The 13,565-nt window shown below is 67.4% G+C and carries 13 protein-coding genes; 2 read left to right on the forward strand and 11 right to left on the reverse strand.

Annotated elements, in window-relative coordinates; translation table 11 throughout:
* Positions 1-12 precede the first annotated feature (12 nt).
* Both ACWF82_RS17295 and ACWF82_RS17300 read left to right on the forward strand, forming a co-directional pair.
* Complete coding sequence (locus tag ACWF82_RS17295) at positions 13-729, forward strand: response regulator transcription factor (protein ID WP_378851507.1); 717 nt, start codon at positions 13-15, stop codon at positions 727-729.
* A complete protein-coding gene (locus tag ACWF82_RS17300; protein WP_452502217.1) occupies positions 726-2,168 on the forward strand; it encodes a HAMP domain-containing sensor histidine kinase in 1,443 nt (480 codons plus the stop codon). Before ACWF82_RS17295 ends, ACWF82_RS17300 begins: the two co-directional genes overlap by 4 nt.
* A 52-nt stretch (positions 2,169-2,220) precedes the next feature.
* Here ACWF82_RS17300 and ACWF82_RS17305 read toward each other — a convergent pair whose 3' ends face one another.
* From ACWF82_RS17305 to ACWF82_RS17355, 11 genes are all read right to left on the reverse strand, one after another.
* Positions 2,221-2,706: a h domain protein gene (locus ACWF82_RS17305; protein ID WP_452502219.1), complete on the reverse strand. Its 486-nt coding sequence runs from the start codon at positions 2,704-2,706 to the stop codon at positions 2,221-2,223.
* A complete protein-coding gene (locus ACWF82_RS17310) occupies positions 2,703-3,506 on the reverse strand; it encodes a hypothetical protein (protein WP_452502220.1) in 804 nt (267 codons plus the stop codon). Before ACWF82_RS17310 ends, ACWF82_RS17305 begins: the two co-directional genes overlap by 4 nt.
* Positions 3,503-4,906, reverse strand: a complete 1,404-nt coding sequence (locus tag ACWF82_RS17315) for an MCE family protein (RefSeq protein ID WP_452502222.1) — start codon at positions 4,904-4,906, stop codon at positions 3,503-3,505. The genes ACWF82_RS17310 and ACWF82_RS17315 overlap by 4 nt, the downstream gene beginning before the upstream one ends.
* Entirely contained in the window at positions 4,903-6,129 is a 1,227-nt protein-coding gene (locus ACWF82_RS17320) for an MCE family protein (protein WP_452502224.1), read from the reverse strand. Before ACWF82_RS17320 ends, ACWF82_RS17315 begins: the two co-directional genes overlap by 4 nt.
* Positions 6,126-7,388 carry an MCE family protein gene (locus ACWF82_RS17325; RefSeq protein WP_452502226.1) on the reverse strand — a complete coding sequence of 421 codons (1,263 nt, stop codon included), beginning with the start codon at positions 7,386-7,388 and terminating at the stop codon, positions 6,126-6,128. Before ACWF82_RS17325 ends, ACWF82_RS17320 begins: the two co-directional genes overlap by 4 nt.
* On the reverse strand, positions 7,385-8,452 hold the full coding sequence (locus ACWF82_RS17330) for an MCE family protein (RefSeq protein ID WP_189029964.1): 1,068 nt from the start codon (positions 8,450-8,452) through the stop codon (positions 7,385-7,387). Before ACWF82_RS17330 ends, ACWF82_RS17325 begins: the two co-directional genes overlap by 4 nt.
* Positions 8,445-9,473: an MCE family protein gene (locus ACWF82_RS17335; RefSeq protein ID WP_452502228.1), complete on the reverse strand. Its 1,029-nt coding sequence runs from the start codon at positions 9,471-9,473 to the stop codon at positions 8,445-8,447. The genes ACWF82_RS17330 and ACWF82_RS17335 overlap by 8 nt, the downstream gene beginning before the upstream one ends.
* Complete coding sequence (locus tag ACWF82_RS17340) at positions 9,470-10,669, reverse strand: MCE family protein (protein ID WP_452502230.1); 1,200 nt, start codon at positions 10,667-10,669, stop codon at positions 9,470-9,472. The genes ACWF82_RS17335 and ACWF82_RS17340 overlap by 4 nt, the downstream gene beginning before the upstream one ends.
* Positions 10,670-10,673: 4 nt before the next feature.
* Positions 10,674-11,525 carry an MlaE family ABC transporter permease gene (locus ACWF82_RS17345; RefSeq protein WP_452502232.1) on the reverse strand — a complete coding sequence of 284 codons (852 nt, stop codon included), beginning with the start codon at positions 11,523-11,525 and terminating at the stop codon, positions 10,674-10,676.
* A gap of 5 nt (positions 11,526-11,530) precedes the next feature.
* The gene (locus tag ACWF82_RS17350) at positions 11,531-12,295 is read right to left on the reverse strand and encodes an MlaE family ABC transporter permease (protein ID WP_379078522.1); all 765 of its coding nucleotides are present in this window, start codon (positions 12,293-12,295) and stop codon (positions 11,531-11,533) included.
* A gap of 324 nt (positions 12,296-12,619) precedes the next feature.
* Positions 12,620-13,522, reverse strand: a complete 903-nt coding sequence (locus tag ACWF82_RS17355) for a 3-oxoacyl-ACP reductase (protein ID WP_452502234.1) — start codon at positions 13,520-13,522, stop codon at positions 12,620-12,622.
* Positions 13,523-13,565: the final 43 nt, after the last annotated feature.

Consider the following 13,565-nt stretch of genomic DNA (forward strand, 5'->3'; position numbering starts at 1 on the left):
ACGATGGGACCCATGAGCGGTGTGCCTGATGCACCCGAAGCCAGGGTGCTCGTCGTCGACGACGAACCGATGATCGTCGAACTGCTGGCGGTGAGCCTGCGCTACCAGGGTTTCGAGGTGGCCACGGCCGCCGACGGCGCCGAGGCCCTGGACAAGGCGCGCGTGTTCCGGCCGCAGGCGCTGATCGTCGACGTGATGATGCCAGGGATGGACGGCTTCGGCCTGCTGCGCAGGTTGCGCGCCGACGGCATCGACGCCCCTGTCCTGTTCCTGACCGCCCGTGACGAGGTCGAGGACAAGATCACCGGCCTCACCCTCGGCGCCGACGACTACGTCACCAAACCGTTCAGCCTCGAGGAAGTGGTGGCCCGGCTGCGGGTGATCCTGCGCCGCGCCGGCCAGACCGCGCCGGAAAAGGCGAGCACCCGGCTGCGCTTCGCCGACATCGAACTCGACGACGACACCCACGAGGTGTGGAAGGCGGGCGAGCCGGTTGCCCTGTCCCCCACCGAATTCACCCTGCTGCGCTACTTCATGGTGAACGCGGGCAGCGTGCTCAGCAAACCGCGCATCCTGGATCACGTGTGGCGCTACGACTTCGGCGGTGAGGTCGGGGTGGTGGAGACGTATGTGTCGTATCTGCGCAAGAAGGTCGACACCGGCGAGCAGCGGCTGATCCACACCCTGCGCGGCGTCGGATACGTGATGCGGGAGCCCGCCGCGCGATGAGGCCGCGCGTACCGAGGTTCTCGGCCATCCCGCTGCGGGTGACGCTGGTGCTGATCCTGGTGGCGATGGCCGGATTCGGTTTGGTCGCTTCGGGTTTCGTCGTCACCAAGGCGATGGAGACCTCGCTGCGGAATCGCACCGATCAGCAATTGACGGACGCGGCGATCGAATGGGAGCGCCGGGTCGGCCTGCCCGCCCCCGCGCTGCCGGCCCCGGCACCGGACCGTCAGCCTCCTGGCAGGTACTACCTACACGCCGAGAGCTCCGACGGAACCCGGGACATCACCCTGGACAACGTCTTCGGCACCGACGCCACCCCAGCGCTGCCCGATCCGCCTGCGCTGCAACCGGTCACGGTCGGCTCGGAAGGTGACTCGACCGAACAGTGGCGGGTGCTGACCGTGCACGGCAAGCACGCCTCGGCGACGGTCGCCTGGCCGCTCACCGAGAACATCGAGACCGTCCGCAATCTCGTCGTGCTGGAACTGGTGGTCGGCGCGATCATCCTGACGGCGTTGGCGATCGCCGCCTACTTCGTCGTCCGTGGCAGCCTGCGGCCGCTTGGCCGGGTCGAGGCGACCGCAGCGGCCATCGCGGAGGGCGAGCTGCACCACCGGATTCCGGTGCGCGGCACCGATACCGAGGTCGACCGCCTGTCCCGCTCGCTCAACAGCATGCTCACCCAGATCCAGCAGGCCTTCGCCGCCACCGAGGCCTCCGAGGCGGCCGCGCGCGAATCCGAGGCGAGGATGCGGCGTTTCGTCGCCGATGCCAGTCATGAACTGCGTACCCCGCTGACCACCATCCGCGGCTTCGCCGAGCTGTACCGGCAGGGCGCGACCGGCGATCCGGCGACGTTCATGAACCGGATCGAACACGAGGCGCAACGCATGGGCCTGCTGGTGGAGGACCTGCTGATGCTGGCCAGGCTCGACGCGCAACGACCCGTCGACCTGCGACCGGTCGACCTGCTCGCCATCGCGGGCGACGCCGTGCACAGCGCACGCGCGGTCGAGGAGGCCGCTGGCGAGCACCGGCCGATCACCCTCGACGTCGCCGAGGGCACCGGCACCCTGGAGATCCGCGGCGACGAGCACCGCCTCCGCCAGATCCTCACCAACCTGCTCAACAACGCCCGCACGCACACACCGGACGGCACGACGATCACCGTCCGGCTCACCCCGGCCGAAGACGAGGTGCGCGTGGAGGTCGCCGACACCGGACCCGGCCTTACTTCCGAGGAGTCCGCGCGGATCTTCGAGCGGTTCTACCGCGCCGACACCTCACGCGCCCGCAGCAGCGGCGGCACCGGCCTCGGCCTGTCCATCGTGGCCGCGCTGGTGGCGGCCCACAACGGCACGGTGGAGGTCGCGCCGACGCCGGGCGGTGGCGCGACATTCGTGGTCCGGCTGCCCCGAGACGACCGCGGCCCGGCCTGAGTTCAGGCCGGGCCGACGGCGCCACGGTGGATGCGATCCGCGTCGCGGTGGATCAGACCGGCGTGACCTGGGCGACCAGCCAGCGGTCGTCGGACTTGTCCAGCGAGACCCGCACCCGGCTACCGGAAGCGGTGCCGTCGGGGGTGTCCTTGCTGGTGGTCAGCTGGTTCAGGTACAGCAGCACGACGGCGTGCTCGGGATCGGCGGACACGACGCCTTCGGCCTGGGTGGTGGCCTTGACCGTGAGCTGCTTCTCCTTGGCGCCCGGCGCGATGGCCTGCTCGATCAGCTTCAGGTAGTCGCTGCGGAAGGACTCGGTCAGGCCGTCGGCCGCCTTCGGCAGCGCGGTGTCGACGGTGGCGGGCTCGTAGGTGAACATGGCGCTGACCGTGCGGCTGGCCGTGCTCATCGCGTCGGAGCGGGCCTGCTCGGTCCGGTCGTGCTGCCAGAGCTGATAGCCGCTCACACCGAGGACGATCGCGGCGATCAGGCCGAGGGCGGCAAGGCCGCCGAAGACGATCTTCATACGCTGGCTCATCCGACGAACTCCACTTTCGACACACTCATTCCGGTATCGCTGTTCGACACGGTGATCCGGAACCGGTACTGCCGCGACTGCGGTTCGGGCGAGCCGTTGTTGCTCACCGTCTGCTTCGCGGCGACGAGCACCTGCGCGGACTCGTCGTCGGCGGTGACGATGCCCGATTCGACCACCTCGCCGGTGGAGACCACATTCGCCTGCTTGACGATGTCCATGAACGGATCGACGCGACCGTCGAACTCGGTCTTGAAGTCGCCGGACGCCACCGAGAGAATCCGGTCGATATCCTCCTTGGCCGTGTCGGCGCGGATGGTGGTCAGGTTCAGCACCGCCTGGCGGGCGGTCTCGGTGTACTGCGCGCGCAGGTCTTCGTCCTGGTTCGCCGAGTAGGCCGTGAAGGCGGCGAAACCGGCGCCGGCGACCAGGGCGAGCACGAGCACGATCGCCGCGGCGAGGGCCAGGATGCGGGCGCCCGAGCGGGGTGCCGCGTCGGTGTCGTCGGCGGACTTCGTCAGATCGACCGGGGGCTTGTCCGAGGTCGCCGGGGCGGCGTCCGCGAGCTTCACCGTGTCGTCTGCGAGCTTCACCGTGTCGTCCTCGGACTTCACGGTGGTGACATCGGACTTCACGGTCGCGTCGGACTTCACGGTGGCGTCGGTGAGCTTCACCGTGCCGTCCGTGGTTGATGCAGTTTCGCTCTTACTGATGGTGACCGTTTCGGCCGCTGTCTCGTCGACCGGTGGTCCGGCCGAGCGTGCGGCCCGCCTGCGCGGGCGGCGGTTGTCGTTGTCGTTCATCGTTGCTGCTCCTCCAACATCGCCTGCCAGCTGGCCGGAACAGTGCCCGAGCCATCCGCGGCGATGTCGCCTTGGCGGTACGTGCGTCCGTCAGTGCCCAGATAGCTGCCGGTGGACGGATCATAAGGGCGCGCTGCGGCGGGGGTCACACCGCCCGTCGATGCGCCTGCGGGTGCCGAGGCCGGAGCGACCGGCTGCACCGGGCCGAACGGCGGGTTGTTGCCTTCCGGCACGAATCCCGTCCGGCACAGTTCGGGCGTTGGCGCCCGGACCCCGGGGAACTCCATGCACGGCGTGTTGCGGATGCCGCGCACCGCGATATTCGAGTCCTGCGGCACCTTGCAGTACAGCCCGGGCGGAGTGTCCATCGGGGTCAGTTCGCTCGGCTGCCGCCACTGGTCCGCGGGCAGGAAGCCGGTGGTACAGGCGGGCGGGTCGTTGAGGACGGTCATGAAGTCGACCATCACGCCGTACTTCGCCGGCCCACGGATGGCGGTTCGCAGCGCCGCGATCAGCGGCGGGAAGACGACCATGAGCTGTTCCAGGCTCGCGTTGTACGTCACGCCGACCTGTCCGAGGCTCACCAGATTGGTGGCGAGCAGCGGCAGGGTGGGCCGCAGATCCTGGAACTGCCTGTTCACCGTCTCCATCGCGGAAGGACTGTTGTTCAACAGGCTCCGCAACGTGGGATCGTGCTCGCGGAGTTGATCGGTGAGCGTGGCCAGATCCGCTGTCCAGGAACGGATATCGTCGGCGGATCGGGTCTGGGTGTCCAGCAGCGGACCGATCTGGTCGAGCAGCTTCTTGGTCGGCTCGATATCGGTTTCGGCCTGCTGCACCAGCAGCGCCGCCGAGTCGATGAACCGCTGCAGATCGGGCCCTGCGCCGTTGAACGCGTGGAACGCCTCGTCGATCACCTGCTTCAGGCGGGTGTCGGCGACGGTGGCGAGCAGCTTGTCGGCCTGGTCGAGCATCGCGCCGACATCCTGGGGCAGGTGGGTGCGCTGCTCCGGGATCACCGAGCCGTCGCGCAGATGCTTGTCGGACGGCTGCTCGGTGGGCACCAGGTCGACGTACTGCTCGCCGATGGCCGAGACACTGCGCACCCACGCGCTCGAATCGGCGGGCACCTTGTAGTCGCTGTCGATCGACAGATCCGCTTCGACCCCTGCCGTCGTCAGCCGCACCGCTTCGACCTTGCCGATGTTCTGTCCACGGTAGGAGACATTGGCGGTGGGATAGAGCCCACCGGTGGCGGCCAGCTGCACGGTCACCGCGTACCGGCCGATGCCTAACATCGCGGGTACCTGCAGGTAGCTGCCGCTCATCACGACGAGACCGACGACCGTGAGCACCGCGAAGATCGCGAGCTGGATTCGCACGAACCGGGTGAGTTTCATCGACCCGCCCCTTCCTGGCCGGGCAGCGGCGCGGTGATACCGGGGATAGCGGGCAGGCCGGGAATGGACGGTAGCCCTGGAATGGTGGGCAGGGGTCCGGGGGCCTGCGGGGCCGCGAACGGCGCGGTGGCCGGGTCAGCGGCATCGGTGGCGGTCGACGGCGCGAACGAGCCGACGACGCCCTCGACACCACCGAAGCGACCGCCGAGCGGGGTACCGGTGAGCCAGTTGCTGTCGAGGCGGCTGGCGGTCAGGTCGAACGTGATGAACAAGTTCATGTAGTCGCCCATGATCGCGTTGTCGATGTTCTTGATCGGGAACGGGAAGGTCGGCAGGATGCCCAGCGCCTGGACCAGGTTGTTTCCGGTGTCGGCCAGCGTTTTCAGCACGGGACCGAGACTGCGGAGATTGGCCACCAGATCGTCACCGCTGGTCTTGATGAGTCGTTCGCTGACGTCACCGAGCTCACCGAGCGCGGTGATCGCCGCGGTGATGTTCGCCGACCGGTCGGCCAGCGCGGTGAGTGCGGGATGGATCTGTTCGATCGCCTCGGCGATCACATCACGCTGACCGGCCAGTTTCACCGCGAGCTGGTCCAGGCCCTCCATCGCGGCGATGATGCTGCCGGTCTGCCGCTCCAGACCGGTGGTCAGCTCGTTGAGCTGCGGCAGCAGGTCGGCGATCTCGTCCTCGCGGCCGTTCACCATCGCGTTCAGTTCGGTGGTGATGGTCTCGAGCTGCGCGATACCGCCACCGTTGAGCACCACCGACAGCGAGGACAGCACCTGCTCGGTGGTCGGGTAGGCGCCCGCGCGTTCGAGCGGGATGACATCGCCGCCGCGCAACTGCCCTTCCGGCGCGACCGTGGTCGGCGCGGACAGCTCGACGTGGTTGCTGCCGAGCAGACTGGTCTGGCCGATCTTGGCGATCGCGTTGGCGGGCAGATGGACTTCGGGGTTGAGCGACACCGTCACCAGCGCGTGCCAGCCCTCGACCTCGATCCCGGTGACGTTGCCGACCTCGACATCGTCCACCCGCACCGGTGAATTCCGGGTCAGGGTGGTGACATTGGGCATCTGGATCCGCACGGTGTACGAGCCGGGCCCGCGCCCCTCGGAGCCGGGCATGGGCAGCGAGTTGAGCCCGTCCCATTGACAGCCGGTGGTGCCGAGCGCGACGGCGACGCCGACGGCCAGCCCGGCGAGTATGCGTTGCCGCCTCATCGCTGTCCTCCTGGAACGGCAAGCCCGGCAAGACCTTCGGGCACGGTGATCGGAGCAGCGGCCGGTGCCTGGTTCGGCTGGCCCGCGCCGGCCAGACTCGGGTCGCTGTACACCAGTTGCTCGGGGAAGGCGGTCACGCCGCTGGCCGGGTTGGTCATGATCGGCACGTAATTCATCGCCAGCGAGCTGATCACCGGTGCCAGGAACTCCGCGCACAGATCCGCGGACCTGTCCGAGTTGTTGAGCTCCAGCGCCCGGATCGAACCGCACAGGAAGCTGAGTGGACTGGCCGAGTTGTTCAGCGCCACCGCGCCGGTGAGCGAGCCCTGAGCCGGCTTGTAGAGCTGGTAGAAGTTCACCATCGCGGTCGGGCCGGAGTGCAGCACCTGTTCGAGCTGGGGTCGCTTGTCGACCAGCGTCTGGGTGACATCGGCGAGCCGCTCGACGCCCTCGGTCAGTTCGCCCCCGGTGCCGTCGAGGAACCGCTTCACATCGGCCAGCGCCACATCGAGACTGTCCAATCCGGCGCCGAGTTCTTCGGATGCGCCGGCCAGCACCGAGGACACCGAAGCCAGCCGACCGCTGAACTGCACGATCTGCTCATTGCTCGCCGAGAGCACCTCGACGAACTTCTGCAGGTTGCGAATGGTGCCGAACAGGTCGGTTCGCCCGTCGGACAGGGTGGTCAGGGTCGCGGACAGTTCGCGCAGGGTGTCCCGGAACTTCTGTCCGTTGCCGTCGAGGTTCTCGGCCGCGGTGTCGACGAAGCGGCCGAAGGAGCCCTGCTTGTCGTCACCGACGGGACCGAGCGCCGTCGACAGTTTGGTCAATTCGGCCTTGATCTCGTCCCACTCCACCGGCACCGCGGTGCGCTCGAGCGGAATCTGCGCGCCGTCGGCCAGTTTCGGGCCGCCACTGTAGGCGGGCGCGAGCTGCACGAAGCGGGCCGACACCAGCGACGGCGCGATGATCACGGCGCGCGCGTCCGCGGGCAGATCGACGCTGCTGTCGATACTCATCTGCACGCGCACCTGGCCCTTGCCGGGTTCGATCGAGTCGATGCTGCCGACGGTGACGCCGAGCACCCGCACCTCATCGCCTTCGTACAGGCCGGTGGTGGAGGTGAACGCGGCGGTCACCGTGTTCTTTCCGGCGCCGGTGACGAGGTAGACGCCGACCGCCACCAGCGCCGCGATCACTACCACCGCCACCGCGATCGTCCAGCGCGGCAACCCGCGCACCTGCTGGGTCAAGCTCATCGCGGGGGATCCTCCTCAGCAGGAGCGATGTACGGCGTCCTCGGGTTGGTGAAGATGTCGATCAGGTCTTGTGGCACTTGTTCCGGCCAGACCAGCGCGTCGACGAGGGGGCGCAATTCGGTACTGGTCGCGTTCACCACGTAGGCGTTGAACCAGGGCCCGTTGCCGACCTGCTCACCGAGCGCGGCAGCGTAGGGACCGAGGCCGTCGAGGGCTTCGTTGAGGTTCTGTTCGTTGCGCTGGAGCAGGGCGAGTACCGAATTCAGGCGGTCCAGCGTCGGCCGCATCTGCGGCTCGTTGTCGGCGACCAGGCCCGAGAGCTGCCTGGCCACATCGTCGATATAGACGACGAGCTGGTTGATCGCGGCCCGGCGCCGGTCGAGCTCGCCGAGCAGCTCGTTGCCGTCGATGAGCAGCGTATTGAGCTGGGTGCTGCGGTCAGCCAGGATCTTGGTGACATTCTGTGCCCGGGCCAGCAGGTCGGTCAGCGCCTGGTCGCGCACATTGATGCTGCGTGACAGAGCGGTGACACCGTCGAGCGCGTTGCGCAGCGGGCCCGGCGTGTCGGCGAAGGCCGCCGACAGGGTGTCGAGGGTCTGGTCGACCTGATCCAGATCGAGATCGCGCACGGTCCCACCGAGATCGCTCAGCGCTTCGTTGAGCGAGTAGGGCGAGGTGGTGCGGTCGACCGGGATGGTGTCCCCGGTGCCGATCGCGCCGGGGCCGGTCGGCACCACGTCCAGCGATTTGCGGCCGAGTACCGTATTGGTCTTGATCGCGGCGGTGGTCTTCTCCCCCAGCACGATCGACTCGTCGAGGTCGAACTTCACCAGGACCTTGTCGCCGTCGAGGCTGACCTGCCGCACCTCGCCGGAACGCACACCGGCCACGTGAACCGGGTCGCCCGGTACCAGGCCGCCCGCATCGAGGAAGTTCGCGGTGAACGTCGCTCCCGAGCGGATGAAGGGCAGCTCGGTGAATTGCAGCGTCGCGAGCGAGATCGTCACCGCCAGAACCACACCGACGATACCGATCGTCGCCGCCGACGATTTGTTCTCATTCATTGGGCGTGCACCTTCCGGTCGCCTGCAGACCCGGCGCGTGAACTTCCATCGGCTGGCCGTTGGGGCCGCTGACCAGGAAGTTGGTACCGCAGATATACAGCTGCAGGAACGAACCGTAGGCACCGATCCGGATGAGCTTCTTGTAGGTATCCGGCAGTTTTCCGAGCACCCACTCGATGTGATCGGAACCCTCGTCCAGGTTCGTGGCGAGCCTGCCGGTCTGTTCGATGGTGTTGCGCAGATCGGGACGGGCCTGCACGAGCAGGTCGTTGAGTTCCTGTGTCGCGCCCGCGATCCGCGGCAACGCGTTGCCGATCGGGTCGCGCTGGGCGGACAGGTCGCTGACCAGGCGCTGCAGCTCGTCGATGGTGGTGGCGAACTGATCGCCGCGATCGTCGATGGTGGCGAGCACGGTGTTCAGGTTGTCGATCACGCTGCCGATCAGCGCGTCCCGGTCCGCCAGGGTCTTGGCGAAGTTGCCACCGCTGTTCAGCAGCGAGACCAGAGTGCCGCCCTGCCCCTGGAAGATCTGCAACAGCGCCGCGGTGAGGTCGTTGACCTGCGCCGGGTCGAGCCCTCGCAGCAGCGGCTTGAATCCACCGAGCAGCAGATCCAGATCCAGCGCGGGCGAGGTCTGCTCACGGCCGATGGTGTCACCGCCGGAGAGCCGTCGGGCCGAACCAGGGCCTTCCAGCAATTCCATGTAGCGGTCGCCGACCAGGTTCTCGTACTTGATCGCCGCACGGGTACTGGCCAGCACCGCGTACTTGCTGTCGACATCGAACTCGACATGGGCGAGGTTGTCGTCGCCGACCTTCACCGATGTCACCGAACCCACCGGCACACCGGCGATGCGCACTTTGGCACCGGGCAGCATGCCCGAGGAGCTGGTGAACACCGCGCGATAGCCGTTCTCGCTGGAGAACCGCGCCTGGCTCAAGACGATCGCCAGGCCGGCGAACACCAGCGTCATCACCACGGTGAAGATCGCCAGTTTGATCGTCGTCCCCGTGTTCCTCACCGCGTCACTCCCGGCAGTCCGTCCAGCAGCAGCTGGAATACCTTTGGCACACCGTGGAATTCGTGCTGGGTGTTCGGCGTGTACACCGTGCCCTCGCTGGTATCGGTCACCAGATAGTCCGAATGGCTTTCCGGTACCCGGTCCACCACACCCGCACAGCGCGGGCCGCCGGTGGCGTTCACCTTGGGCAAGTCGTTCGGGTAGGTGTAGGGCTGGGCGCCGAGCATGAAGCTGGCATTCATGCCGACACCCGGCAGCAGCCCGCCCATCATGTCCTCGGCGATCGGCATCAGCGGGCCGAGGCCGTCGATGATGCAGCCCAGAGCGGGCGCGTACTCGAACAGCAGGGCGGTCGTCGGCCGTAGCAGGTCGAGCGCGGTCACCAGGTCGTGTTCGTTCTCGCGCAGGACCGAACCGACCGTGTCGGACAGCCCGATCACATTGACCAGCACGTTGTCGAGCTGGCCCTGCATCTCGGCGATGGTCTGCGAGGTGACCGTCGCGTTGTCGACGGTGCGCAACAGCGGGTCGGTGACCTCGGCGTAGAGGCCGGTCACCGCGGCGGTCTTGTCCAGATCCGACTGCAGGGTCGGCAGGTATGGATTGAGTTCGCGCAGATAGCGATCCGAGCGCACCAGCAGGTCGCCGAGCTTGTCGCCGCGGCCTTCCAGGGCGGTGCCCAACGCGGTCAGTGTCGCGTTGAGCTTCTCCGGCTCCACCTGGGCGAGCACGTCGGACAGGTGCTGGAACAGGGTGTTGAACTCGACGGTCACCGAGCTCGCCGCCACGGTGCTGCCCGGGGACAGCGAGGCCGAGGCCGGCTGGTCGGGGACGATGAAGTTGACGTACTTGGCGCCGAACACCGTGGTCGAGCGGATGTCGACACCCGCGTTGGCGGGCACCAGCTTCAGCTGGTCGGGGTCGAGCTCGAGCCGCAGCTGGGCGCCGTCGTCACGCAGGTCGATGTCGGCGACCCGGCCGATCTCGACGCCGCGCATCTTCACCTTGGCGTCGGGGTCGAGGACCAGACCCGTGCGTGGCGTATCCACCAGCACCACGGCGGTATTGGTGAACGCACCCTGGAAGAGTGCGATCGCGAGCGAAGCGCCGGCGACTAGCAGGCCGACCAGCGCGAGCGCGGCGAGCTTACGCCCGAGCCCGCCCTGCAGTGCGGCAACGATCCGTGAGGTATCCATCGCGCTATCCCGAGAGGTGGAAGTTGCCGGAGGTGCCGTAGATGGCCAGCGAGATCAGCAGCGTCACTGTGACGACCGCGACCAGCGAGGCTCGCACCGCATTGCCTACCGCGACACCGACACCCACCGGACCGCCCGCGGCGTTGAAACCGAAGTAGGTGTGGATCAGCATGACGGCCAGTGCCATGACGATCGCCTGCGCGAACGACCACAGGATGTCGCTCGGAATGAGGAACGTCGAGAAGTAGTGGTCGTAGACGCCGGCCGACTGGCCGTAGATGACCACCGTCGCGAAGCGGCTGGCGAGGAAGGAGGCGATCACCGCGAGTGCGTAGAGCGGGATGATCGCGATCAAGCCGGCCAGCACCCGGGTACCGACGAGGAACGGCACCGGCCTGATCGCCATCGATTCCAGCGCGTCGATCTCCTCTGCCACCCGCATCGCGCCCAGCTGGGCGGTCGCGCCTGCGCCGATGGTGGCGGCCAGACCGATGCCGGAGATCACCGGCGCGGCGATGCGCACATTGATGAAGGCGGCGAAGAAGCCGGTCAGCGCCTCGACACCGATATTGCCGAGCGAGCTGTAGCCCTGCACCGCGATGGTGCCGCCCGCCATGAGGGTCAGGAAGCCGACGATCACGACGGTGCCGCCGATCACCGCCAGTGCGCCACTGCCCATGCTGATCTCGGCGATGAGCCGGATGGTCTCGGTGCGGTAATGCACCAGCGCGCGTGGCACCGAGGCGAGCGCCTTGACGAAAAAGATCGCCTTGTCGCCGAGGGAATCCACCGATTTCGACACCCGGTCGAAACGGCGGACCGTGCGCGGGAACTTACTGCGAACTACGAATGCCATTTCGGTCACCGCACCGTGAATTTCAGGCCGATCGCGGTGACAACCACATTCACCACGAAAAGCGCCATGAAGGCGAATACCACTGTTTGGTTCACCGCGTCACCGACACTCTTGGGTCCGCCTTTCACCTGCAGGCCGAGATAGCAGGCGACCATTCCGGCGATCAACCCGAACAGACCGGCCTTGACCTCGGAGATGATCAGCTCGGGCAGATTCGTCAGCAGCGGAATGCCGTTGACGAACGCGCCGGGGTTCACGCCCTGCAGGAACACCGAGAAAGCGAAGCCACCGACGATGCCGACAGTGCACACCAGGCTGTTGAGCATCAGCGCGACGAACATCGAGGCGAACACGCGCGGCACGACCAGTCGGCTGATCGGGTCGATGCCGAGCACCATCATCGCGTCGATCTCTTCGCGAATCGTGCGTGCGCCCAGGTCCGCGCAGATCGCGGTGGCGCCGGCGCCCGCCACGATCAGCACCGTGACGATCGGGCCGACCTGCGTGACGGCACCGAACGCGGCGGCCGCCCCGCTGAGGTCGGCGGCGCCGATCTCGCGCAACAGGATGTTGAGGGTGAATACCACCAGCACCGTGAACGGAATCGCGACCAACAGCGTCGGCACGATCGAGACGCGAGCGACGAACCACGACTGGTCGATGAACTCACGCCATTGGAACGGTCGGCGCACGGTAGCTTTCGCCACGTCCGCGCCGAGTTCGAAGAATCCGCCGACTGCCCGCAACGGGACAGCAAGGAGGTCGTTCACGCGAATACCTCCTTCTTGGACGGGCGGACCGATCGACCCGCGTACCCGTACTTCACCGCCACCCCGATCTGAAGACTGCCCAAAGACTAGAACATGTTCCTGTTGATGTCTGCCGTTTGGGGAGACTATTACCAGGACTTTTTCACGAAATGTGCCGTCAAAACTGAAACGAAAACTGACCGGATGCCTTTTACCTCCTGTGAGGCGCCACACACCCCGACGCTCATGTCTACCAACACCTGGACCTGTGATCAACACAACTCGGCAGACATGCCCGTCGTGGCGCGCGGCGAGCCAACACCCGGCAAATCGGTGGTTCGGAGATCAGCCCAGATCGCGGAGCGAGCGGGCCGAGAACGTGTGGTCGGCGGGCCGCTCGGCAAAGTAGCCGTGCAGCGTCGAGGCGAGGTCTTCCTCGGACCATTCGGCACCGGCGGCGTCGAAGCGAGCCTCGACCTCGGGCGCCGCCATCAGGGCGACCATCGGGCCGTAGACGACGAATACCTGCCCGTTCACCGCGTCGGCGGCGGGCGAGGCGAGATAGGCGACGAGCTTGGCGACATGTTCGGGCGCGAGCGGGTCGACCGAGCCCTCTGGCGCCTCGGAGAACACGGCCTCGGTCATCGCGGTCCTGGCCCGCGGGCAGATCGCGTTGGAGCGAACGCCGAACCGGGAAAGCCCACGCGCGGCCGACAGCGTCAGCGCGGTGATACCCGCCTTCGCGGCGCCGTAGTTCGCCTGCCCTTCGGGTCCGAGCAGCCCGGCCTCCGAGGAGGTGTTGACCAGCCGGCCGTAGACCGGCGCACCCGCGGCCTTGGACGCCGCGCGCCAGTAGGCGCCCGCATTGCGCGAGAGCAGGAAGTGACCGCGCAGGTGCACGGCGATCACCGCGTCGAAGTCCTCGTCGGACATGTTGAACAGCATGCGGTCGCGGGTGATGCCCGCGTTGTTGACGACGATGTCGAGGCCGCCGAGGGATTCCTGGGCGGTCGCGATGAGCGCGTCGGCCGTCGAGCGCTCGGCGATGCTGCCGCCGACGAACTCCGCCTTGCCGCCGAGCTCGCGAATCGCGGCGATGGTCTCGGCGGCGGCATCCTCGGTGAGGTCGTTGACCACGACCGCCGCACCCGCGCCCGCCAGCGCGAGGGCTTCGGCCCGGCCGAGCCCGGCCCCGGCGCCGGTGACGATAGCGACCCGGCCGTCCAGTGAAGTCTGCATCACACTCATCGGGCCGACTTTAGAACGTGTTTCACTATCCGACAAGAGGCGA

It is taken from the genome of Nocardia sp. NPDC055053, from assembly GCF_053608285.1.